Consider the following 24,353-nt stretch of genomic DNA (forward strand, 5'->3'; position numbering starts at 1 on the left):
TATTATTGCCGCAAATGTGGGAACAAAATAACATCCCGGATTGACTGAGAGTTTGTAAACAACATGACCAAACGATCAATACCTATACCCTCTCCGGCTGTAGGAGGCAATCCATATTCCAATGCCTCGATATAATCACTGTCAAAATGCATGGCTTCTAAATCACCTGCATCTTTTTCTTCAACTTGCTTACGGAAACGCTCGGCCTGATCTTCTGCATCATTTAACTCAGAAAATCCATTGGCGATTTCTCGACCAGCTATAAAAAACTCAAAGCGATCAGTCACATCTGAATCATTATCACTACGACGTGCCAAAGGTGAAATTTCAGTTGGATAACCCGTAATAAACGTAGGCTGAAATAATTGATGTTCGACAGTTTCTTCAAACAATATGATTTGCAGCTTCCCTAAACCATCCGTTTCTTTGAAAGGAAACCCTTTTTTCTTCAATATCTCACGACAACTTACGATACTTTCTAACTGTTGAGCGTTGATTTCTGGATGATAATATAAAATTGCTTCTTTCACCGTCATACGCGCAAACGGCTTATTAAAATCAATAATTTGACCTTGATATTCAACCTGCCGTTTTTCCATCACTGTATCACAGAGGTAGCGTAATAATTCTTCGGTAAAATTCATCAAGTCTTTATAGTCTGCATAGGCTTGATAAAATTCCACCATAGTAAATTCCGGATTATGACGCGTTGAAATTCCTTCATTGCGGAAATTACGGTTAATTTCATAAACACGCTCAAATCCACCAACAACGAGACGTTTTAGATACAGTTCTGGCGCGATACGCAAATACATAGTCATATCCAAAGTATGATGATGTGTCACAAAAGGACGTGCCAAAGCGCCACCCGGGATAGGATGCATCATGGGTGTTTCTACTTCCAGATAATAGTGTTGATCCATAAACTGTCTAAACGCTTGAATCAATCGCGAACGTGTTAAAAAAGTAAGACGACTTTCATCGTTAGCAATTAAATCTACGTAGCGCTTACGATATTTAACTTCTTGGTCAGCTAAACCATGAAATTTATCAGGTAAGGGGCGCAATGATTTTGTCAATAACTCAATATCCTCTGCATTTACAGTAAGCTCACCTGTATTTGTCTTAAACAACTCCCCTTTAACCCCAACGATATCGCCTAAATCCCAATGCTTGAACTCCTCATATTGCTCGGGAAGATCATTGGCACGAATATATACTTGAATCCGACCTGAAAAATCTTGAATATGAAAAAAACTGGCCTTGCCCATAATACGTCTCAATACAATGCGACCGGCAACAGTAACCTTAACATGCTGTTCTGCTAAAGTTTCTTTATCTAATGAATCATAATGTTTTATGACCTCTTCAGCTAAATTTTCACGACGAAATTGGTTTGGAAAATTAAAACCTTTTGTACGTAACTCAGCTAATTTTTGTTTACGAATATAATAAACTTCGCTTTCATCTATATGTTCAATTTGCTCTTCACTCATGCTGCCCTACTCCTGCCTTTAAACTGGCTTCAATAAATTGATCCAACGCCCCATCCAATACAGCTTGTGTATTGCTTGTTTCAACACTGGTCCGTAGATCTTTAATACGAGATTGATCCAATACGTATGAACGAATTTGAGATCCCCAACCTATATCTGATTTACTGGCTTCTAATGCTTGCTGCTCTGCATTTTTCTTTTGCATTTCCAATTCATATAACTTGGCACGCAGCTGTTTCATTGCCTGATCTTTATTGCGATGCTGGCTTCGATCATTCTGGCATTGTACTACAATTCCACTTGGTGCATGAGTAATACGCACTGCTGAATCAGTTCGGTTAACATGCTGTCCACCGGCCCCGGAAGCTCGGTACGTATCAATACGTAAGTCGGCAGGGTTAATTTCTATATCAATATCATCATCAACTTCAGGCGAAACAAATACTGCTGCAAAAGAAGTATGTCGTCTATTTCCTGAATCAAAAGGAGATTTTCGCACTAAACGGTGCACCCCACTTTCCGTACGCAACCATCCAAAAGCATACTCTCCTTTAAAATAAATAGTGGCACTTTTAATACCGGCAACCTCGCCTGGGGAACACTCAATTAGTTCTGTAGTAAACCCGTGTTGTTCACCCCAGCGTAAATACATGCGCAATAACATCTCGGCCCAATCTTGGGCTTCAGTTCCACCAGAACCTGATTGAATATCTAAGTACGCATTTGAGTCGTCCATTTTTCCGGAAAACATTCGACGAAACTCTAAATCAGCAACTTTTTTCTCAATGGAAAATAGCTCTTCGCCAATTTCATTGATAGTTTGTTCGTCACCTTCCTCACGCGCAATTTCAAACAATTCATTTAGATCAGTAATGGATTGACCTAAGCAAGTTAAAGTTGAAACCACTCCTTCCAGCTGGGTTCGTTCACGACCCAGGGCTTGAGCAACCTCCGGATTATCCCAAACATTAGAGGACTCCAACTCTCGAACGACTTCTTCTAAACGCTCACTCTTAGCATCAAAGTCAAAGATACCCCCTAAGCGCTTCTACTCGCTTAATAAGATCCACCAGATTAAGATTAATTTGGTTTACTTCTAACATAAGTGTCTCTTTAAAAATAGTAATTAGGTCATAGCTCTAATCTTCACACTGCCTGCGTGGAGCAGTCTACGATAAGATAAAGCGCGACTAAGTAAAAAATAAGTTTGGGATTTTACCGTGAAAGTAGGCAAAAAAACAGCTATGGAGTCTTCATTGCAGTCCGATAAGCTTGCAAATTCATTAATAAATCAGCTTCTGCTGGAGATAAATGACAACTTTCAACAATTTCATCTCGATTTCCACCCATTTCCAAAATACGCAAAGCATGGCGATAACCGCCATCATTAGCTCGTTTATTTTCTAAATCCTGAATTTGATTATCCATACTAATCAATTGAGTATTTATCTCTTTTAATTGTTTAGAGAATAATAAATCGGCATGAATCAACATGGGATGGTCCTTAGTGATTTGCTCAATTAGTTTTTGCTGTATATCCAATTGTTCCTGAAAATGAATAAACTTCTTCCGCTGATTAAATAAGTAATTCAGTAAAAATAAAAAAATAACCCCATTTACACTTAAAATAAAAGTAATCATTTTATATTTATATCCTTATTTCCGATGACTACACGATGAGCTGCTGGATGACTTAGCTCTGGATTTAAAAGACGAGGAATATTTCTATCCAAAGCAATGATGATAATCACCCTACGATTTGCAGCCCGTCCTTGTTCTGTAACATTATCAGCAACAGGATATTGTTCTCCATATCCCGTCACTAAAATGCGATTTGTTGCAATCCCAAATGAATTTAGAATACGGCCCACAACTGCTGCGCGCATCGCAGAGAGCTCCCAATTTGACGGAAATTGTGGGGTTTCTATAGGAATATTGTCTGTATATCCCTCAATGGCAATAATAGAAGATGATTTTTTAATTTTACTGGCCAATCGCATTAATTTAACAAAGGCTTCTGGTTTTAAATCGGATTCACCGGAGTCAAATAAAGCACCTGATTTAATATCTAACTCAACCCACCCTTCTTGTCGATTGATTTTATAATTCCCATCTTCCAACTCTGCTAATGATTGATTTAGTTCATCAAGCCCATCTTTAAAAGGACTTTGAAACTGTTTGGTTTGTGGTCCGTCTTTTATACTTTTCGTTGATTTGAGTGCCCGAGCTTCATCTTTTTTATTGAACGCTGATTTCATTCCCTCAGAAAGGGAGCGATACTTTGAAATATTTACAGAAGAAATAGCATACATCACTACAAAGAAGGCAAATAGCAAGGTAATAAAATCTGCATATGAAACAACCCAACGATGATTATCGTTATGTTGTTCATTTCTTTTTTTTCTTTTTTTCATCTTTCTTCTGTTGGCCAAAATTATTGAGTTTTAACAGCAAAATTCCTGGACTTTCTCCAGAAGCGATCGCAACTAACCCTTCTACAATCATTTCGTCATAGTGCACTTGACGAGCAATACAACTTTTTAATTTATTCGCCACCGGTAAAAAAATAAGATTGGCCATTCCCACTCCATATATCGTAGCTACGAATGCTACTGCAATACCTAATCCCAATTCACTAGGTTCCGATAAATGGCGCATTACTTGAATCAGCCCCAATACTGCTCCCAATATTCCTATAGTTGGACTGTATCCCCCCATACTTTCAAAAACTTGTGCTGCATGGGAGTCATGCGCTTCGACACGATCAATCTCATCCTCTAGAACTTGTCTTATAGTGAGTTTATCTACGCCAATAACTAACAACTCTAATCCTTTACTAATGAGGGGATTTTTTTCAACTTCCAAATGCTCTTCCAAGGAAAGCAAACCCAGCTGACGGGCTTTTCGTGCCAAATCAAACATCTTGTTGCGGCAGTGTTCAAATTCGAGTTTGGGAGGTTTGATAACCCAGGGTAAAATTTTAAAGGCTCTTTTAAAAGTACCTAGTGGTGTTTGCACCATAACAGCACCTACTGTTCCCCCGAGCACTATTAACAATGCAGAAAAGTTCAATAGGGTCTGCATGCTCCCACCTTCTAACATCTGCCCTACTGTAATAGCTAAAAAACTGACTAACATCCCTATTAAAGTTAATGCATCCATTCATTTTATTCCGGTAATCGTGATTTAATACGATGTGTTGCCTGACTGAGGATTTGTGAAACACGTGACTCACTAACGCCAATAACCTCTCCAATTTCCTTTAGATTTAAATCTTGTTCGTAATATAAAGAAAGTACCATGCGCTCTTTTTGAGGCAATCCACGAATTACGTCCGATAAACGCCGCATTAAATCGCTATGAAATACATTAACATGAGGCTCGGTAGAAGCGTATCCATCTTCGACTTGTAGGGCATCGTCAGTAACACCCAAATCTTCAAAACCATATAAATGACTGCTTACAGAGTCTTGTAACATTTCATGGTATTCATTAAGTGGTATTCCGAGTTCAGCTGCTATTTCTGAATCTTTGGCCTCTCTTCCTAATCGGTGCTCAACGGATTTCACTGCTTCAGAAATCATTCGTGCATTACGATACACTGAACGAGGAACCCAATCATTACGCCTTACTTCATCAAGCATATATCCTCGGATTCGGATTCCCGCATAGGTTTCAAATGAAGCACCCTTGGAAGAATCATAATGTCTTGTTGCTTCCAGCAAACCGAGCATCCCCGCTTGTATTAAATCATCGAGTTGTACACTTTGCGGTAACCGCCCCAATAAATGATGTGCTATGCGCTTAACCAACAAGGCATGAGTTTTTACCAGCGTCTCTTGAATTTGCTGGTTCACTTTGCTATAGGCAGCCAAAGCATCCACATTAATCTCCTTAAAAGTCACCCGCTACTAAACGTTCTAAAAAGAAACTGGTATTACCGCCCAGCAGGGAACTAGGTGGCCACTCAGATACTTCGTCTGCTAACTGTCTCATCGCCAAAGCAGCAGCGGAATCAGGATAAGCAATTAATACGGGTTTTTGCATTTTCACTGCCCTGTGTATGTGTTCATCAAAAGGAACCGCTCCTAAATAGTCTAGCTGAACCTCAAGAAATTGCTCGGAAACTTTGAATAATTTATTAAATAATTCTCGTCCATCACGCTCATTTCTCACCATATTGGCTAGAATATGGAACCGTGTCCATTCATAACGCTTGCTCATTACTTTAATTAAAGCATATGCATCGGTTAATGACGTGGGTTCATCACATACAACAACGATTAATTCTTGCGATGAACGAGTAAAACTTAAAACCGTGTCAGATATACCTGCAGCAGTATCTATAATCATGTAGTCTAAATCATCAGTAAGCTCATTAAACGCATCAATAATTCCAGCCAGCTCTGGTGGAGAGAGTTGTGTCATAAACTCTGTTCCGGAAGCGGCGGGAATGACACTAATACCATTAGGACCTGGCAAAATAATGTCACTTAAATGACAGATTCCCTGAATTACATGCGATAAATTATATTTAGTATGCAGCCCCAGCATAATATCGATATTTGCCAATCCCAAATCAGCATCAAGCAGCATTACTTTTTTATTAAGCTGAGCCAATCCAACTGCCAAATTAACAGAAACGTTGCTCTTGCCAACTCCGCCCTTTCCCGCCGAGACTGCAATTACTTTAATCGGCTTAGCACGCGATAGATTTCTCAGCCCCGAAGCTTGATCACTTATATTTCGTCTCACTTTAGACATGATATTCTCTCCCAGCACTTTGATGTGCTTTCCTAACATTATCTGTCTGAAACAGTTGTGCTTCCTGTTCAGCAAATAACTCAACGAGCTGATGGCGTGTTGCCATTTTAATGTCTTCCGGTACACGTTGTCCGTGTGTCAAATAGCTCACACCTAAACCCGATTCAATAAGTGCACTGAGTGCACCGCCTACAGCTAACGATTCATCCAATTTTGTCAAAATACACTGATCAATTTGATCTGCTTCATAACGTCTTATCGCATCAATTAATACTTGGTAATGACTTGTTGCCGGTAAAACTAAAACCTTAGAAATCGACTGCAAATAAGTGCCTAACACATGCATTTGTTTTACAACACGTTCATCTGCAGGGTTCATTCCAGCGGTATCAATCAAAATTAATTTCTTATCATTTAATTGCCGTAACACGCGCGCCAAAGAAATCTCATCTTGAGCAACACACACCTTAACTCCTAAAATTTTTCCATACATCATGAGTTGTTCTTGGGCTGCGATTCGATAAGTATCCATAGTCACCAGGCCTAACTTATCTGCGCCAAATCTCAAAGTAAATCGCGCTGCAATTTTAGCCAATGTTGTCGTTTTTCCAACACCAGTTGGTCCAACAAAAGCATAAACACCGCCCTCTTCTATTCGACGTGTATCACAAATGCTTAATTGATCTGTAATAAGATTCAGTACAGATTCCCACCCTCTTTGTTGATTTAAATCAGGTCTTACCGAACATGCCCAAGTCGCAGCAGTGGTATGACTTACCCCCAGATACAAAAGTTTCTGAAGTAAAATAGTATGTAAAGGCTCATGGACCCCCACATTTCCTCTTAATTGTGCTTCGAGCATCCCTCTTAAAGTTTGAATCTCCTGACGCATATCCTCAAGCGGGGTTTGCATTTGAAATTTAGGAGTCTGACTGATGGGTTCAGCACAAGCTACCGCTGCTGAAGTTGACAGAATGGTTTCATCAAAATCAATCGCAGCAACAACTTCCACGCCTCCATCAACATGGTGGCTGGATAAAATGACAGCATCTGCACCAAGTGTCTCTTTAATTTGTTTCATAGCGCTGCGTGTATCGGCCGCAACAAAACGTTTTAATTTCATAAAGCCTCCTGCTTATGAAGAAATTTGTCACTATTCACGCAATGCCTCTATAGAAATTGTAGCCTGCTTGTAGGAAAACTGAGAAGTTTATAACTTGGAATTGCTCTATTGCATTATCATTCCAAATTCTCAGTTCTTCATTTTTATCCTACTGTGCCTACTATTCTTATTTGTTTATTATCAGGAATCTCCTGATAAGACAAAACATGAAAGTCATAAGATATATTACGCACAAATCGTGCCAACACTGCGCGTATCCCTGGCTGTACGACTAATACAGAGCTCTCTTGTTTTGCCTGCTGTTGCATTGCTAATTGAGTCAATGAATGTTGTATTTTATCTGCCATTCCTGGCTCGAAATTTACGCCCCCAGATCCACTGCTCTGAATAATGTTTTGCAATAATTGTTCCAACTCAGGTTTTAACGTAATAATAGGTAACTCCTCATGCACGCCACTGATTTTTTGAGTAATTAATCGAGATAAAGCGATACGAACCTGACTGATTAAATACTCCGTATCCTTAGATTTTGGCGCTAACTCCGCCAAAGTTTCGACTATAGTACGAATATCTGTTAGAGGAATATGTTCGATTAATAAACCTTGCAATACTTTACTAACCATTCCTAAGGAAAGACCATCAGGTACTAATTCTTTCACTAGTTTAGGGGAGCTTACTGCAAGTTTATCTAAAAGCTGTTGGGTTTCTTCATAACCTAACAATTGCTGACTGTTTTGCTCTAGTATTTGGCTTAAGTGTGTAGCAACAACTGTTGAAGAGTCGACTACAGTATAACCTAAGGTATGTGCTTGCTCTCTTTGACTTTCATTAATCCAAACCGCTTCCATACCAAAGGCTGGATCACGAGTTTTTATTCCCTCAATTTCGCCAAAAATTTGTCCAGGGTTTATAGCCAAGCACCGATCAAGATGAATCGCCGCTTCTCCCATAACTACTCCTGCCAAACTAATTCGATAATGGTTAGGTTTTAAATCCAAATTATCACGTACATGTACTGAAGGAATTAGAAAACCCAGCTCTTGTGATATTTTCTTGCGTACCCCTTTAATACGAGAAAGTAAAACGCCCCCTTGTGCTTGATCCACTAAAGGTATTAAACGATATCCTACTTCAAGACTTATTACATCGACAGGATTCACATCATCCCAAGACAATTCAGTCGAAATATTCGCATTTGGAACTGCAAGAGAGTCATTTTCCTGAGTAAGTTGCTCCTTTTGTTTTGCTTTGTCTTGCTGGAGAAATAAATAGGCAATTCCTGCCAAACCTGCAGAAAGAAGTATAAATGCAACATGAGGCATTCCAGGAATAATACCAATCAATCCAATAATACCCGATGCAATAATCAAAGAACGTGGATTGGCAAGTAACTGAGAAATTACCGCATGCCCCATATTTTGTGCACTTGAAACTCGAGTCACAATGATGGCCGCTGCGGTAGATAAAACTAACGAGGGCACTTGCGCCACTAAACCATCACCAATGGTTAATAGAATATAGTTATGCAGGGCATCAGAAACACTCATTCCATGCTGAAAAACCCCAATAATCAGTCCACCGATAATATTAACTACTAGAATTAAAATCCCGGCAATTGCATCGCCACGAACGAATTTACTCGCACCATCCATCGAACCATAAAAATCTGCTTCTTGCGCTACTTCCAATCGACGTTTTACTGCCTGCTCCTGGTTAATTAAACCTGCATTCAAATCCGCATCAATTGCCATTTGCTTTCCAGGTAAAGAATCCAAGGTAAAGCGCGCACTTACTTCGGATACACGGCCAGCACCTTTAGTTACTACAACAAAATTGATGACTACTAGAATCATAAAAACAACCAAACCTACTGCATAGTTTCCGCCAATAACTACTTCACCAAATGATTGAATCACATGCCCAGCCGCATCAGTACCTTTATAACCATTTAATAAAACGACTCGAGTTGAGGCAACGTTTAACGCCAAGCGTAATAATGTTGCAAGTAAAATAACGGTTGGAAATACAGCAAAATCTAAAGGTCTTTCGCTATAAATCACCGCTAACAAAACTACAAGTGACAAAGCGATATTAAAAGTAAAAAACATATCCAATAAAAATGGAGGCAAAGGCAACATCATCATGCCAAGCATTATGATTAGAACTAAGGGTGTACCCAAACCTTGGCGCATCCAATATTGCATATACTGTAATGCTTTATTCATTAGCAGCCTCCTCTGCATCACGCACTAACTCTGGTGGAATAGGAACATTCTGTAATACAGAAGGTTTATAGTCATAACGTTCCTTGTTACGCAGTTGAAATACATAAGCTAAAACCTGAGCTACAGCGACATAAAGTCCTCTGGGTATTTCTGCATTTAATTTTGTCGAAAAATAAAGCGCTCGAGCCAGAGGAGGCACTGAAATAATGGGAATTTGATGTGACGTAGCAATTTTATTGATTTGAAAGGCAATCAAATCTTTACCCTTTGCAACTACTATTGGCGCTTTATGGTTTTTTTCTTTATAACTGATCGCAACAGCATAATGAGTGGGGTTTGTTAGCACAACATTAGCTTTAGCTATTTCATTCATCATTCGTCGTCTTGATATCTCTTGTTGCGCACGACGAATAGCGCTTTTTATTTCGGGCTTACCTTCCATTTCTTTGTATTCATCTCGCAATTCCTGCATAGTCATTTTCATGTTTTTTTGATGCTCATATAATTGAAAAGGTACATCAAAAGCAGCGATCAAAATCAAACTAGCAGCAATCAAAACAAAAGATTTCACTACGATCAGGCTACCGCTGCTAATCGCTGTTTCTATAGGAACATGCGCTAAATGAAGTAATTCAGGAATTTGTGCTTTAAGTACTATAATGGCAACTGCTGCGACTAAGAGAAATTTGAAGAATGACTTGGACATCTCGACAAAACCTTTCAATGAAACCATACGTTTGAGTCCTTGAAATAAATTGAGTCGCGAAAACTTAGGTTGTAACACTTGGGCACTGAATACCCACCCGCCCATCAGCAAAGGCGCTGCCAAGGTCACGAGAAAAATAACCACTAATAATGGCATTAAGGACCAAAATCCCATCTTAGCTAGAAAAAACAAGCGCTCCACGCTTACAACTGAAGTCAGTGTAACTCGCGTATCGAATTCAAATGCATGGCGCATCATAACTGCTAATTGCATTGCTAATTGCTTTCCAAAAACCAAGAATCCTAAAGCAGTAAAAAGTAATGTTACTGTGGTATTGAAATCTCTTGAACGAGCAACCTGACCTTTTTTACGCGCATCTCTAAGTCGCTTGGCCGAGGGCTGTTCCGTTTTTTCTTGTGTCTGTTCTTGATCACTCATCAAGGTAATATCCCTATCATAAAACGCATGCCCTCTTTGATAAGATCTGCCATTTGTACTGCAATACTCGACAACCCTACCTTAATCACTACCATTCCCATAATTAAAGTAATGGGAAATCCTAAAGAAAAAATATTTAATTGAGGCGCAGCGCGAGACATAATTCCGAATGCAAGACTCACAATAAGTAAAGACAGTAAAGCAGGAATTGAAATCAGAAGAGCCTGCTTAAACATCCATCCCGAAAATAAAACAACATTCCACACCATTGATTGACTTACCGATAACTGTCCTATAGGCATTAATCTAAAACTATCTAATAAGGTTTCAAAAACGGTTAAATGGCCATTAAGTGACAAAAATATTAAGGTCATCATCATTGAATAAAACTGACTGACCAATGGAACACTTGCTCGGCTTGAAGGATCCACCATCAGCGCAAAACTGAGACCTGCCTGCATCGCAATAATTTGTCCTCCTAAAACAAATACCTGAAAAACAAGCTGTAAGACAAATCCCATCAATAGTCCAAAGAGGACTTCCTGGATGATATAAGCTAAATAAAGTCCATTGAAATTCAGGAACGAAAGCTCTTTAGGAACCATAAAGGCACAGACGCAACTTAAAACGAAAAGCAGAATAATTTTAATACGAGCTGGTAATAATACAGAAGAAAACACAGGTACAGTAAGTAGCAATCCACCAATGCGCCCCATGGGCCAAATAATCTGACTTATCATATGTATTATTATTGGATAATCCAGTTTCATCTGCAGCTAACCGATTAAGTAAGGAATATTGGTAATTAAAGAATCGGTATAATTCACCATAGTCTTCAATAACCACGGACCGGCAAATACGAGCATTAAAAAAGTAATAAATAATTTGGGTATAAAACTTAAGCTTGTTTCATTAATTTGTGTTGCTGCCTGAAACATAGAAACAATCACACCAACAATCAAACCAGGAAGAATGAGTACCATTATCAATAACAGCATCAAATACACACCTTCACTGAATATAGAAACTACAGACTCTGGAGTCATTTTATTTCCCTATAATTTTTATTTTCCCTATAATTCATAATCTGGATGCAAATGAATTTTTAACTCGTAGCAAAACTCGACGCCAACGATCCCAAAATAAGTGTCCACCCATCGACCATTACAAACAGCATAATCTTAAAGGGTAATGAGATAATCAAAGGTGATAGCATCATCATACCCATAGCCATCAGAACACTTGACACCACCATATCAATAATTAAAAAGGGTAAAAACAAAATGAAGCCAATCTGGAACGCTGTTTTTAATTCACTCGTTATGAATGCAGGAATCACCACACTCATTGGCACTTCATTGAGGTTTGCCGGATTATTTTGCGCAAATTTTTCAAATAATGACAAATCATTTTTACGCGTTTGATTTAACATAAACTCACGCAAAGGAACCTGTGCATTTGCTAATGCTTGAGGAAATTTCATAGTCTCTGCGAGATAAGGCTGCACTGCCGTATCATTGATTTTATTAAAAACTGGAGACATCACAAAATAGGTCATGAACAATGCGATACCAATTAAGATTTGGTTTGTAGGAGTCTGCGCCAAACCAATAGCTTGACGTAATATAGAAAGTACAATAATTATCCTTGTAAAAGCCGTCATTGCCATTAACATCCCAGGCAAAACAGTTAACAAAGTCATAAAAATTAAAATTTGCAGATTAACACTATAAGTTTGCTCACCGTTCGCTCCAGGTTGTACAGTCATAGCTGGTAATGATAAAGGGGCAGCCTGTAAAGCAAGAGGAACCAAACCCAACAAAATGATGCATACAGTAGCTAGGACAAAACGCAGCGCCACTCGAGGTTTATAAGAACTGTCGCTTTTTATGTTATAGGAGGAAGATCGCATCATTAAATTCATTGTGTTCATCTTATGATTTCTTAACAGATTTAAGTAGATCTGCAAACGAAGTTTTATTTATGGAATCAAAACCTGTAGGTAATTGTTCACCAAAATCGTAAAGCAGCGTGACATGTCCAGAACCCGAACCAACCAGCAAATAACGTGCCCCCACTTTTAACAAGGTAATTTTTTCCTTGGGGCCTAAAATCATACTCGCTACTGATTGAAATCCTTTTGTCGAGCCCATTTGCATACTATGTAAGCGCTTCATCACCCAAGACAATACAAGGATAATCAATAAAACTAACAATAAGCCCATAAACACCCGCAGGAGTTCTCCCTGATTAAGTGCAGTTTGCATCATCTTAATCGCTTAATTCGTTCTGCTTTGCTGACGATATCGGTTAATCGCACACCAAATTTATCATTAACCACGACCACTTCCCCGTGAGCAACTAAAGTCCCATTGACTAAAACATCAAGCGGATCACCAGCTAAACGATCAAGGGCAACAATGCCTCCTTGGTTTAGTTGGAGTAAATTACGAATAGTCATTTTGGTACGACCGATTTCTACGGTCACTGATACGGGGATATCCAAAATCAAATCCATTTTTTCACTGTCTGCTTCCTGAGGAAGAGTATTCGATGGTTTTGGTTGTTCAATTGCTTCTTGAGACATTACTCATCTCCTAATAACTAATATTTTTTATTATTTTTACAGCACGCTTGTCATTTGTCGTACCTTGAGTTGCCGTAAAGCCTGGGGTTCCTTCAATATCTAAAGTAACTATTTCTTTCATTTCCATAGGTATAAAATCACCTACTTGCCATGACATCACAGCACCAAGAGTGCTTGTTGTCTCTGCCATTACTGAACTCACAGTTAATTCAACATCCATTAACTCTTCTTTTAGCGATTTGACCCAGTTCGGATCAATCTCATCATCTGGACGAGAAGCACCAAGTTCCAATTGTTCTTTGATTGGTTCGACCATGGAATAAGGCAACACAAAGTAGAAAATACCTATTTCTTTACCGAAATCCATAGAAAAACGCGCAACTAATAGCATTTCTTCAGGTTCGGCTATGTTGACCAATTGAGGGTTTGTTTCATCATTAAATTTAGTGATATCAATCTGAATAATGGGTTTCCAGGCTTGAGTCAGGTTGGCAATAAGCTTTTTCGTGATCACATCCATAACACGCAACTCAGTCGCTGTAAAATCCGTTCTGTCTTTTTGGGCAAAGAATTGAGAACTACCCCCAAAATAATAGTCGACAAGATCATAGACAAATGTACTATCAAAAAGGATTATTCCTTTTCCTCGTAATGGTTTGAATTTAAAAATACTCATTAAGCTTGGGTTGGGCAAACTTTCCATGAAGTCGCGATGTTTTATAATAAGTAGTGAATCTTGCTTAATCTCAAAATCCTTGGCAGTCACATTATAGATATCAGATGCAAATAAGCGCACGGCACGGTCATAAATTCTATCCAATACAGGCAACTTGCCTTTGACGATACGTTCCTGAGCAGTAAAATTGAGTGTTTTTACATCATTTTCTTTTTTTATTTCAATAGGCTCAAATGCGGAATCTGCTGCATCTTTTTTACTACTTTTTGCTTTCTTATGATCCGATTTTTCTTTAGTAACTGATGGACCCTCTGATTCTTGGTGTTCCTCTTCCGGGGATTCACCAACTGTTTTCAGTAATGCATCTATTTCTTCTTGTGATAAAACGTTTTTATCAGCCATATAAGCAATCCATACTATTTTTAAACTTGAATTTCAGTCATTAAATTCAAGTACTCATCATGATTTTTCTATTGAATACCCTTATGCAAACTATATGCCATTTATAAAAAAGTCCTGTCATTTAGTAGAAGTGTGCCTGGGTTATGGATATCTCATCCCGAACAAAGTGAGGGATCTCCTGAAGATTAGCATCCATATAACCCAGGAGATCCTTCGTCGTATACTCGTCACGATGAGGAGGTCGCGAAGATTACCAAGAAATCAGTGCCATGTTTGATTTGACAGTTACAAAGTCATATGCCAATCATTTGACAATCAAACGAAATAAATTGGAAAAAATGCAATACAACTCTACTCATTAATTTCTTGCTGACATTTTGCCTTTGCCATCTTTCGACAATTATCCTGACAATCAATTTCAGTAGAGTTCAGACATTGTGAATTAATACAATCTTGGCTTGTATTGTGAAAACACTGAGTTCTGTCATATTTTTGTGCACCTAAATAATCCTGAGGAATATCTGCTGCATAAACAGAAAGGGAAAAGAGAAAGCCTAGAAAGATTGAAATAGTTTTCATCATAATTCCTTTTAAATATGTTTCTAAATGAATTATAGTCTTAAAATATTGGAAATAATGAAAGAACATATAAAAATGCACAGCAAAACAAAAGTATTCACCAATTTTAGCCGTGCGCACTTTAGCCAGTCGTTCTGTTTACGTCCAGACAGCGAAGAACAACTTGCTGATTACCTTGCTCATAATCCCCAGAAAAACATTCTCGTACGTGGTTCAGGACTATGCTACAACGACAGTTGTTTTAATACGAATGGTTTTATTATTGATAGCGAGCGCTTGAATCACTTTATCGATTTTAACCCTGAAACAGGGGTCGTACTCTGTCAGGGAGGAGTACCGCTGAGAGATTTATTTTTAGTGCATCCCGATTTTATTCCCCCTGTCCTGCCAGGAACTGTTCATGCTACAGTTGCAGGTGGCATTGCTCATGATGTGCATGGAAAAAATAATCATCACGAAGGTAGTTTTGGACACCATCTTATTGAATTCGATTTACTGATTGGAAGTGAGAAAATTCATTGCAGCCGTAAGGAAAATAGCGAATTATTTCATGCCACGATTGCAGGTTTTGGCCTTACAGGAATTATTACTCGGGCAGCACTCCGTCTTAAAAAAGCTCCTCGTTTTGTTCAAGCCACACATAAACAATTTGAATCACTTCAAGCACTTACTGAATGTATGATAACAACGGGCATTCACCATGATTATCAAGTAGCCTGGCTTGATCTCCTTCATCCTATTCCCCGTGCTATTTTTTCTGTAGCGGATTATTGCAAACCATTCGAAGATAAAAAATTAAAGATCCACACTGTACCTAAAATTCCTTTTTCTTTAATCAGGCCCTGGGGTGTCAAATTATTTAATCAGCATTTTTTTAATCATAAAAAAGGGCAAGAAAAACTAACTCTTGAGCAATTTAATAATCCACTGGATAAACTCATCCATTGGAACAGACTTTATGGTCCTAAAGGACTAGTTCAATTCCAGGCAGTTTTTAGTACAGAGCATGCCCCAACCATTTTAGATCAATTAGTTCAATTGATGCGGCTACATCAAGCAACACCAACTCTTGCTGTACTCAAGCTGTTTACCCAATCTGGCGAAGGTTTGCTTTCCTTTTGTAAACCTGGATTTACACTGGCAGTTGATTTTATTCATAATATACAAGCGAGGCAGGCAATCTATGCCATGAATCAATTAATCACTGAAGTCAATGGTCGAGTGTATTTAGCTAAGGATTTCCTCTTAAATGAAGAACAATTTAAGAAGATGTATGATCGGCATGAGCAATTTTCTCAAACTCTTGAACGTCATGCATGTACTATGAACTCTGATCTGGCAAAACGATTAGGGATTAAAAAATGATACAAAGAACTTGGGTCATACTGGGCGCAACCTCCATCATTGCAGAAAAATTTGCTCATATTGTTGCCCAATCAGGACATCAATTAATTCTCGTAGGCCGCCAACAAAATCAACTCCAACTGATCGCAAATGATATCAAACTTCGATATCAAGTGAGCTGTGATGTACTTGTTCTAGATTTGATCGAGCAAGTTAATGACCTGCTCTCTGTTTTTAAAACAGAAAACCGCGAGCTCGATTTACTGATCGCACATAGCGACTTTACCGATAACGATCATTTGAATATTGACACCATTTCTCACCTCATCAAAGTAAATATTTTGACAACTACCTTGTTGATTCACACCTACTTAAATCGGCAGCAAAAAGAATATAATTTATTGTATTTAAGTTCTGTTGCTGCATGTCGTGGGCGCGCCAAAAATAGTCTGTATGGAGCAAGTAAAGCAAGCATTGAAATTTACCTTCAGGGTTTACAGCAAGCAGCCCACAATAATTTACACATCACCATTGCTCGCTTGGGTTTTATTGATACCAAACAAACTTATGGCATGCCCGGAATTTTTTATGCAGCCCCCGCGGGTTCTTGTGCAAAAGCTTGTTGGAAAGCACTACGAAAAAAGAAAAGACTATTTTATTATCCTTTTTTTTGGCGAATTATCATGGCAATAATTACTCGATTGCCATTCGTTCTTTATAAGAAAATGGGTAAGATGTGATATCAGATTGATTCGCTTTACATAGAATCATGCAACCCAGTGAAGCGTTTAATCCAAATCTCTGGCTCATCACACTCGTTTACTTCAAAATTTTAATCATTGGTAAAATTGTTTTTATCAAGCCAAAAAATTGTAAAATATAGATAACTAAAATAATAAGAACGAGTACATTTAATAAGCTTTTAATAGATGGCGGCATAGGTATGAACATATCGATTAGCCATAAAACCACCCCAAAGACAACGATTACAGCAATTAAATTCAAGAGCCCGGCCATAACTATCCTTTTTAATGATGATTCTGTTTAAAATTATAGCAGATTTACAAAGACTTAGGAGTTATGAAATTTACATAGCTTGGGTGCAGCACCACCCGGAAATCTGAAATCTTATTAACTCAGGTTCTGCTACGCTGTACCCAAGCAAATGATACGCCAGAAAAACTTATTCGCTTTTTGGGCTCTTCTCCTTCAAAAGATCACGAATTTCAGTTAATAATGTTTCTTCTCTAGTTGTTTTTTCTTTCTTTTCTTCTTTTTTTCTTAATAAAGAAAGTGCTTTAATTGCAATAAAAATTGAAAATGAAATGATAGTAAAGTCAATCACTGCTTGTAGAAACTCACCCCACTTTACAACCGCATCACCTACGATAAAGGTTTTTTTTGCGACATTCACTCCACCTAATATTAACCCAATTAAAGGCATAAGAATGCCGCTAACCAATGAACTAATAATTTTGCCAAATGCCGCGCCTATAACCACAGCGACGGAAAGATCAATCACATTCCCTTTAATCGCAAATTCTTTAAACTCTTTTAAAAAACTCATGTCATTTCCTTATGTAATGATTATTTTACAGGTAAGTAGCCTGGTGGAGAAACCCAGGCTACAGAAATACCATTTACGAATGACGCACCATTTCTCTAATTTCAGCTACTTTTTTCTCCAAATCAGATGGCACAACACCTCCTCCCTGAGCCATATCATCACGACCACCACCTTTTCCACAGAGATGTCTAACCAAAGTAGCTGCAGTAGGTGCTTTCCCTAAAATGTTCTTACTCACTCCAGCAATCACATTCATTTTATTTTGATCCACCGTAAATAAAACAATGACCGCTGAATCAAGTCTGGATTTCAGTTGATCCAAAGTAGTACGCATAGTTTGACTATCAACACCTTCCAATTGTTTCACCAGTAAACTGATTCCATTAATTTGTTCTACTTCATTGGCCAGATCGGCTCCTGACTTATGTGCTTTCTCACTTTGTAATTTGGCAATTTCTTTTTCTAAACTTCTACTTTCGGTGATAAGCTGTTCTATTTTATCCGGTAAGTTATTCGTTGTGGTTTTTAACAATGAAGCTAACTCACTTAACAGTGACTGTTGCTCATTGATCCAAACTAGCGCATAACGACCTGTTACCATTTCAATACGTCTTACACCACTTGCAATTCCGTATTCTGCAACAATTTTAAACAGCCCAATGTCGCCTGTCCGTCGTGCATGAGTTCCGCCACAAAGCTCTTTGGAGAACTCACCCATAGATAATACACGTACCTCATCGGTATATTTTTCTCCAAACAGAGCGACTGCTCCACTTTTTTTAGCGGAATCAATATCCATGATTCGCGTAACAACTTCGTGATTAGCTCGAATTTGATCATTAACTAATACTTCAATTTCTTTGATTTGTTCTGTGGTCAATGATTCAAAATGGGAAAAGTCAAAACGCGCGCGCTCCGCATCAACCAATGAACCTTTTTGTTGGACTTGCGGTCCGACTACTGTTTTTAAAGCAGCATGCAATAAATGAGTAGCTGTATGATTTAACCGAATTGCTTCTCGGCGCTCGTTATCTATTTCTGCTTTCACTAACTGATTTAAAGTTGCAGAGCCTTCTACTACTTCACCATAATGGACTATAGCGAATCCTTTTTTTTGGGTATCATCGACACGAAAACGAAAGCCAGGAAGCTTCAATACACCCTTACCTCCTACTGGGGAACGCAACTTTGAGCCAGTACTCGTCAATATTCCCTTATCACCTACCTGACCTCCACTTTCCGCATAAAAAGGTGTGTGATCTAAAACTACAGCTCCTTTCGCCCCCTTACTTAAGACTTCCACTTCATTTCCATCTAGAAGCAAAGCAATAATTTTTGCTTCTGTTTCTTTTTGTTCGTACCCATGAAAGTTAGATTGATAATCCAATTGGGCACTGGTGCTATAATCCACGCTGAACTGACTGGCAGCCTGAGACTGCTCTCTTTGCTGCTGCATCAATTGATTGAAGCCATCCATATCTACATAGAGGCCTTGCTCTCGAGCTATGTCAGCAGTCAAATCGACTGGAAAACCGTAGGTATCGTAAAGTTTAAATGCGATTTCCCCTGAGATTTCGTGGCCACCAAGAGAATGCATTTGCTCTTGCAAGAGACGCAATCCTTGATCGAGTGTGCGGGCAAACTGATTCTCTTCTTGGCTTAGAATTTTTTCTATATGAGCTTTTGTTTTTATCAATTCAGGATAAGCATCACCCATTACTGTAATTAAAGGCTCTACTAATCGTGAAAAAAATGGCGTTGGCAAACCTAGTTTATTACCATGCCTTATTGCCCTTCTAATGATTCTTCTTAGTACATAACCTCGCCCTTCATTGCCAGGTATCACGCCATCAGCAATTAAAAATGCGCAAGAACGAATATGATCGGCAATTACCTTTAGAGATGTGTGGTTTAAATCAGTAAGATTTCCAAGTTTTGCTGTCGTTTGAATTAGATATTGGAAAATATCCGTTTCATAATTGCTGTGCACGCCTTGAACCACTGCAGCAAGTCGCTCAAGTCCCATACCAGTATCTACAGAAGGTTTGGGTAGTGGATGCAAATTCCCATCTTTATCCCGATTAAATTGCATGAATACTAAGTTCCAGATTTCAATATATCGGTCCCCATCCTCATCAGGACTACCTGGAGGACCACCTGGAATTTCAGGACCATGATCGTAAAAAATCTCGGTGCATGGACCACAAGGACCTGTATCCCCCATAGACCAAAAATTATCTTTTTCACCGCAACGTGAGAAGCGTGCAGCCGAAACGTTCATTTCTTTTAACCAAATATCCTCTGCTTCCTGATCTTCTTTATAAACAGTCACCCACAAACGCTCTTCAGGCAAATGTAGAACTTGGGTTAAAAATTCCCAAGCAAATTTTATTGCTTCTCGCTTAAAATAATCACCGAAACTAAAATTACCCAACATTTCAAAAAATGTATGATGTCTTGCTGTATACCCCACATTTTCCAAATCATTGTGTTTCCCACCTGCACGTACACAACGTTGTGCAGAGACCGCTCGCTGATACGAACGTGTTTCAAGTCCTAAAAATAAGTCCTTAAATTGCACCATGCCCGCATTAGTAAATAATAAAGTAGGATCATTAGCAGGAATTAAGGAGCTGGACTCCACTAGTTGATGACCACGTTGTGTGAAATAATCAAAAAATGCTTCTCTAATTTCAGAACTTTTCATTTCGAATCAACACCAATTTGAGTTAATTTTAATTTTCGACCGTACTAGGGGAATGCGCAGTAATTGGGCTTAAGTTCAATAAACTCCCTCTCCCAGCAATGGGAGAGGGCTGGGGTGAGGGTAATAAATGCCCTCATCCACCCTAACGGGCACCTTCTCCCCTTTAGGGAGACGGGAATTTCGCTTAACTTAAAAACAGCAATTACTACGCATTACCCAGACTACAAGGCACCTAGGCTACGATTTCATTTTTATTTTTTCAATTCTTTTTTCACTTGAACAATGGTATCCATACCAAATCCACGATAAAGCAAAAAACGTTGTTGTTTTTGGAGCTCATCAAACGACAAATCACTTTGACCTTTAGTTTTTTTCTGCCATACATCTAAAGCATAAGTCAACCAATTATCTTCCTCCTGCTGCAAGAACTGATGAATTAATTCCTTATCAACTCCTTTACTACTCAATTCCTGGCTTATTTTTAAAGGTCCGTAACCTTGACGTATTCGTAAGCGACAGCATATTTCTACAAACCGTCGATCACTTTGTAAATCCAAGCGTTGACATTCCTCCAATGCTTTTTTTGCTTCTATCGCACTATATCCTTTTTGCTTTAATTTATCACAAAGCTCTAGTGCACTGTGCTCACGCCTAGACAACAGGCGCACAGCACAAACAAATGCTTTAGTCATCAACAGCCTCAAATTCCTCTGCACTAGCTGACGCAAGCATAGGGAGTTTTTTCTCTAAAAGCTCCGTACGAATTTGATGCTCAAGAGTTGCTGCAACTTGAGGGTTCTCTTTCAAGTATAAGCGAACATTATCTTTACCCTGGCCAATTTTCTCACCTTTATAACTGTACCAAGCTCCAGATTTTTCAATCAGATTGAGTTGAACACCTAAGTTAATAATTTCACTTTCACGAGAAATACCTTCGTTATAAAGAATATCAAATTCGGTCATCTTAAATGGTGGAGCCACTTTATTCTTAACGACTTTAACTCGTGTTTCACTACCTAAGACTTCCTCACCTTTTTTAATTGATCCAATGCGACGAATATCCAGGCGAACGGAAGCATAGAATTTTAGTGCATTACCACCAGTAGTTGTTTCGGGGCTACCAAACATTACACCAATTTTCATACGAATCTGGTTAATAAAAATAACCAGCGTATTAGAACGTTTAATATTAGCAGTCAATTTACGTAAAGCTTGTGACATGAGTCGAGCTTGTAAACCAACATGTGAATCCCCCATTTCCCCTTCAATTTCGGCTTTAGGAGTTAAGGCGGCAACAGAGTCCACGATAATGACATCCACTGCAGCGGAACGCACCAACATATCGGTAATTTCTAAAGCTTGCTCCCCTGTATCAGGTTGAGAAACCAGTAACTCATCCACATTAACACCCAGTTTTTGCGCATAGCTTGGGTCTAAAGCATGTTCTGCGTCTATAAATGCGGCAGTACCCCCCATTTTTTGACATTCGGCAATAACTTGTAATGTTAAAGTTGTTTTACCAGAAGACTCTGGACCATAAATTTCAACAATACGTCCTTTGGGCAAACCACCAATTCCCAATGCAATATCTAATCCTAAAGACCCTGTTGAAATAGCTTCTATATCTCGGGCTATATTACTGTCACCCATACGCATCACTGAGCCCTTACCAAACTGCCGTTCAATTTGCGAGAGCGCTGCGGATAATGCTTTTTGTTTATTTTCTTCCATAATATTTTCCAGATAGTTATAAGCAAGGGTAAAATTATCACACAGATAGGAACAAGCAGCAAATTGATTCACTGGATTAAAGGAGTTTTTTTGCTCAAGCCAAAATGAAGTAAAATAGAAATTTATGTTGGGTTATTTTTGCACATATGGTAAAATTATGAAACACAACTATCCAAGATAGATATTATGCAAAGTAAATGTGAAGAACTAGTTTCTAAAGTAACAACTCCATCATTATATGCAGCACGCGCCGCAAAAAATATTTCTAATGCCGCCAAGCATATCTTTTTCCCAACACCAGAGGAATCAAATGTACCTCTTATAAATCGTGTGCACGTTGAATTTGAGCGAAAAGCATCATATGTAGCCGAAGATATAGTAAGCCTAACTATAGGAAAATAAATAGAGCACTTAGACGATTGCTGCAGTAACCCGTGCTGTCATCAACATCTCTTTTTATCGCACCATATTTATCAATTTTTGATATAAGAAAGAACACCCAACAAAGCCTCCTGACATGCAGCCAAGCGTATGTCGTGTCGATCCCCAGTGAATTGTTTTCTTAAAACCTTGGGTTTCATGCCTCTAGCTGCCCAACCAAAACACACTGTTCCAACTGGTTTCTCAGAGCTACCACCATCTGGTCCAGCAATACCAGTAACCGATACGGCTACATGTCCTACACTATGTTGTAACGCACCAGTCGCCATCGCCAGAGCAACAGGTTCACTAACTGCACCATATTCTTCAATTAATTGCTTAGGTACTGAAAGCAACTCTTCTTTCGCGAGATTACTGTACGTAACAAACCCACGTTCAAACCAGACTGAACTTCCAGGAACTTCAGTGAGATAACTTGCAATGAGCCCGCCAGTACATGATTCAGCTGTAACTAACTGCCAATTCATTTTTTTAAGAATTGCTGAAATTTCTTTGATTAGTTTATCAAAAGAACTCATAAATAGGCCGGAATTTTCCTGGGTTACGGCCTAAGCCTTCACCCAGGTTAAAGATTTTACTGGTTTTGAGTTTGATTTCCACCAGCTGGTTGTTGCGCTGGAGCTGGTTGTTGTGTGGTAGTAGTTTCAGTAGTAGTGGTTGCTGTAGGTTGTTTGTTACTTGACTCACCACATGCAGTTAGCGCTAATGCTAAAAAACCAGTTGCTGCAACTAAAGCGAAACGTTTCATTTCATTCTCCCTATAAGTTTAATATTTTTTTAAATCCCTTTAGATTCTAGCAAATAAATTTAACTTCAACCATGACCTATTGATATTTCAATAAAAAAGTATGGCAATATCTTACTTTAGAATCTCAAAAAATTAACAACCCATTTAGCGAATACCCTATCATCACAGTGTTGCTGCAATGATTTTAATCCCTGGTTAACTACTTCTTGGCTTAAGTTATTTTTGCGCAGTTCAATCAACGCCTGGGAATAGTTTTTGCTGTACTCAGGATGACCTTGTACGGTGAGTACGTTGTCGCGAATCTGCAACATGTAAAACGGACAGAAATCACTTGCAGCCAAAACCTCTGCCTCTTCTGGAAGAAGTACAACTTGATCCTGATGACTAACGATTAGATTCAAAATCCCTAAAGATGGCGACATCCATGGCTTGGGTTGGGTAATTTTATTTATGGAAATACCAACACCCCACCCTTGATGTGCTTTTATAACCTTTCCTCCTAACGCCTTCGCAATAAGTTGATGACCAAAACAAATCCCTATGAGTTTTTTTCTAGCCGCATGAAGACATCGAACGAGTTCTTCAAGCGCGCTAATCCAAGATAAATCGTCATTAACACCATAGCGACTCCCGGTAATAATATAAGCATCTGCGGCATCAATATGACTTGGCAATTCACCATAACGAGCATCATAAATAGTGAACATCAAATTGGGTTCTTCCTGATGCAGTAGCTTGGTATACATTTCCGAGTAGGCTCCATGTACAACAATTAACCTTGGATCTACTTGGTCACATTGCAATATTCCAATTTTCACG

Annotated in this window: 28 protein-coding genes; 3 read left to right on the plus strand and 25 right to left on the minus strand. The window is 38.7% G+C overall.

Annotation, left to right across the window (positions count from 1 at the left end; translation table 11 throughout):
• Positions 1-2: 2 nt before the first annotated feature.
• The 17 genes from lysS to ACWTEW_RS37860 form a co-directional block, all read right to left on the minus strand.
• A complete protein-coding gene (gene lysS / locus ACWTEW_RS37780) occupies positions 3-1,496 on the minus strand; it encodes a lysine--tRNA ligase (protein WP_454783123.1) in 1,494 nt (497 codons plus the stop codon).
• A protein-coding gene (gene prfB, locus ACWTEW_RS37785; RefSeq protein ID WP_454783124.1) for a peptide chain release factor 2 occupies positions 1,489-2,599 on the minus strand; the annotation gives its coding sequence in 2 pieces (ribosomal slippage) (positions 1,489-2,523 and positions 2,525-2,599; 1,110 coding nt in all). The genes lysS and prfB overlap by 8 nt, the downstream gene beginning before the upstream one ends.
• 139 nt (positions 2,600-2,738) lie before the next feature.
• A complete protein-coding gene (locus ACWTEW_RS37790) occupies positions 2,739-3,137 on the minus strand; it encodes a DUF2802 domain-containing protein (RefSeq protein WP_454783125.1) in 399 nt (132 codons plus the stop codon).
• Positions 3,134-3,910, minus strand: coding sequence for a flagellar motor protein MotB (locus ACWTEW_RS37795; RefSeq protein ID WP_454783126.1), 777 nt, complete (start codon positions 3,908-3,910; stop codon positions 3,134-3,136). The genes ACWTEW_RS37790 and ACWTEW_RS37795 overlap by 4 nt, the downstream gene beginning before the upstream one ends.
• Positions 3,885-4,658, minus strand: coding sequence for a flagellar motor protein (locus ACWTEW_RS37800; protein ID WP_454783127.1), 774 nt, complete (start codon positions 4,656-4,658; stop codon positions 3,885-3,887). Before ACWTEW_RS37800 ends, ACWTEW_RS37795 begins: the two co-directional genes overlap by 26 nt.
• Before the next feature lie 5 nt (positions 4,659-4,663).
• Positions 4,664-5,380 (minus strand): RNA polymerase sigma factor FliA, encoded by a 717-nt coding sequence (locus ACWTEW_RS37805; protein ID WP_454783128.1) that lies wholly within the window; start codon positions 5,378-5,380, stop codon positions 4,664-4,666.
• 10 nt (positions 5,381-5,390) lie between these two features.
• Positions 5,391-6,260, minus strand: a complete 870-nt coding sequence (locus tag ACWTEW_RS37810; RefSeq protein WP_454783129.1) for a MinD/ParA family protein — start codon at positions 6,258-6,260, stop codon at positions 5,391-5,393.
• A complete protein-coding gene (gene flhF / locus ACWTEW_RS37815; RefSeq protein WP_454783130.1) occupies positions 6,253-7,383 on the minus strand; it encodes a flagellar biosynthesis GTPase FlhF in 1,131 nt (376 codons plus the stop codon). The genes ACWTEW_RS37810 and flhF overlap by 8 nt, the downstream gene beginning before the upstream one ends.
• Before the next feature lie 143 nt (positions 7,384-7,526).
• Complete coding sequence (gene flhA / locus ACWTEW_RS37820; RefSeq protein ID WP_454783131.1) at positions 7,527-9,608, minus strand: flagellar biosynthesis protein FlhA; 2,082 nt, start codon at positions 9,606-9,608, stop codon at positions 7,527-7,529.
• Positions 9,601-10,752 carry a flagellar biosynthesis protein FlhB gene (gene flhB, locus ACWTEW_RS37825; RefSeq protein WP_454783132.1) on the minus strand — a complete coding sequence of 384 codons (1,152 nt, stop codon included), beginning with the start codon at positions 10,750-10,752 and terminating at the stop codon, positions 9,601-9,603. The genes flhA and flhB overlap by 8 nt, the downstream gene beginning before the upstream one ends.
• Positions 10,752-11,522: a flagellar biosynthetic protein FliR gene (gene fliR / locus ACWTEW_RS37830; RefSeq protein WP_454783133.1), complete on the minus strand. Its 771-nt coding sequence runs from the start codon at positions 11,520-11,522 to the stop codon at positions 10,752-10,754. The genes flhB and fliR overlap by 1 nt, the downstream gene beginning before the upstream one ends.
• A gap of 6 nt (positions 11,523-11,528) precedes the next feature.
• Positions 11,529-11,798, minus strand: coding sequence for a flagellar biosynthesis protein FliQ (fliQ, locus tag ACWTEW_RS37835; RefSeq protein ID WP_454783134.1), 270 nt, complete (start codon positions 11,796-11,798; stop codon positions 11,529-11,531).
• A 59-nt stretch (positions 11,799-11,857) separates the two neighbouring features.
• Positions 11,858-12,685: a flagellar type III secretion system pore protein FliP gene (gene fliP, locus ACWTEW_RS37840; RefSeq protein WP_454783135.1), complete on the minus strand. Its 828-nt coding sequence runs from the start codon at positions 12,683-12,685 to the stop codon at positions 11,858-11,860.
• A gap of 1 nt (position 12,686) precedes the next feature.
• Entirely contained in the window at positions 12,687-13,019 is a 333-nt protein-coding gene (fliO, locus tag ACWTEW_RS37845) for a flagellar biosynthetic protein FliO (protein ID WP_454783281.1), read from the minus strand.
• Complete coding sequence (gene fliN, locus ACWTEW_RS37850) at positions 13,019-13,339, minus strand: flagellar motor switch protein FliN (RefSeq protein ID WP_076547449.1); 321 nt, start codon at positions 13,337-13,339, stop codon at positions 13,019-13,021. The genes fliO and fliN overlap by 1 nt, the downstream gene beginning before the upstream one ends.
• 10 nt (positions 13,340-13,349) lie before the next feature.
• Positions 13,350-14,417 carry a flagellar motor switch protein FliM gene (fliM, locus tag ACWTEW_RS37855; protein ID WP_454783136.1) on the minus strand — a complete coding sequence of 356 codons (1,068 nt, stop codon included), beginning with the start codon at positions 14,415-14,417 and terminating at the stop codon, positions 13,350-13,352.
• Positions 14,418-14,768: 351 nt separating this feature from the next.
• Positions 14,769-14,999, minus strand: a complete 231-nt coding sequence (locus ACWTEW_RS37860; RefSeq protein WP_454783137.1) for a hypothetical protein — start codon at positions 14,997-14,999, stop codon at positions 14,769-14,771.
• A gap of 72 nt (positions 15,000-15,071) precedes the next feature.
• Between ACWTEW_RS37860 and ACWTEW_RS37865 the strand changes: the two genes are divergently transcribed.
• Both ACWTEW_RS37865 and ACWTEW_RS37870 read left to right on the plus strand, forming a co-directional pair.
• Entirely contained in the window at positions 15,072-16,361 is a 1,290-nt protein-coding gene (locus ACWTEW_RS37865; RefSeq protein WP_454783282.1) for an FAD-binding oxidoreductase, read from the plus strand.
• A complete protein-coding gene (locus ACWTEW_RS37870) occupies positions 16,358-17,080 on the plus strand; it encodes an SDR family NAD(P)-dependent oxidoreductase (protein ID WP_454783138.1) in 723 nt (240 codons plus the stop codon). Before ACWTEW_RS37865 ends, ACWTEW_RS37870 begins: the two co-directional genes overlap by 4 nt.
• Positions 17,081-17,159: 79 nt before the next feature.
• On the opposite strand, the gene ACWTEW_RS37875 is transcribed toward ACWTEW_RS37870, so the two are convergent.
• From ACWTEW_RS37875 to recA, 5 genes are all read right to left on the minus strand, one after another.
• Complete coding sequence (locus tag ACWTEW_RS37875) at positions 17,160-17,357, minus strand: Thivi_2564 family membrane protein (RefSeq protein WP_454783139.1); 198 nt, start codon at positions 17,355-17,357, stop codon at positions 17,160-17,162.
• Positions 17,358-17,523: 166 nt separating this feature from the next.
• Positions 17,524-17,907, minus strand: coding sequence for a large-conductance mechanosensitive channel protein MscL (mscL, locus tag ACWTEW_RS37880; protein WP_454783140.1), 384 nt, complete (start codon positions 17,905-17,907; stop codon positions 17,524-17,526).
• A gap of 73 nt (positions 17,908-17,980) precedes the next feature.
• On the minus strand, positions 17,981-20,614 hold the full coding sequence (alaS, locus tag ACWTEW_RS37885) for an alanine--tRNA ligase (protein WP_454783141.1): 2,634 nt from the start codon (positions 20,612-20,614) through the stop codon (positions 17,981-17,983).
• Positions 20,615-20,865: 251 nt separating this feature from the next.
• On the minus strand, positions 20,866-21,306 hold the full coding sequence (gene recX / locus ACWTEW_RS37890) for a recombination regulator RecX (protein ID WP_454783142.1): 441 nt from the start codon (positions 21,304-21,306) through the stop codon (positions 20,866-20,868).
• Complete coding sequence (gene recA / locus ACWTEW_RS37895) at positions 21,299-22,345, minus strand: recombinase RecA (protein ID WP_454783143.1); 1,047 nt, start codon at positions 22,343-22,345, stop codon at positions 21,299-21,301. Before recA ends, recX begins: the two co-directional genes overlap by 8 nt.
• Positions 22,346-22,531: 186 nt before the next feature.
• Here recA and ACWTEW_RS37900 point away from each other — a divergent pair, with 186 nt between their 5' ends.
• Positions 22,532-22,747: a hypothetical protein gene (locus tag ACWTEW_RS37900; RefSeq protein WP_454783144.1), complete on the plus strand. Its 216-nt coding sequence runs from the start codon at positions 22,532-22,534 to the stop codon at positions 22,745-22,747.
• Positions 22,748-22,818: 71 nt separating this feature from the next.
• Here the strand turns inward: ACWTEW_RS37900 and ACWTEW_RS37905 are convergent, their stop codons facing one another.
• From ACWTEW_RS37905 to ACWTEW_RS37915, 3 genes are all read right to left on the minus strand, one after another.
• A complete protein-coding gene (locus tag ACWTEW_RS37905) occupies positions 22,819-23,304 on the minus strand; it encodes a CinA family protein (protein ID WP_454783145.1) in 486 nt (161 codons plus the stop codon).
• Between the two features lie 56 nt (positions 23,305-23,360).
• Complete coding sequence (locus tag ACWTEW_RS37910; protein ID WP_454783146.1) at positions 23,361-23,534, minus strand: hypothetical protein; 174 nt, start codon at positions 23,532-23,534, stop codon at positions 23,361-23,363.
• A gap of 116 nt (positions 23,535-23,650) precedes the next feature.
• Positions 23,651-24,352, minus strand: coding sequence for a glutamine amidotransferase-related protein (locus ACWTEW_RS37915; protein WP_454783147.1), 702 nt, complete (start codon positions 24,350-24,352; stop codon positions 23,651-23,653).
• Position 24,353: the final 1 nt, after the last annotated feature.

The organism is Legionella stuttgartensis, from assembly GCF_977063405.2.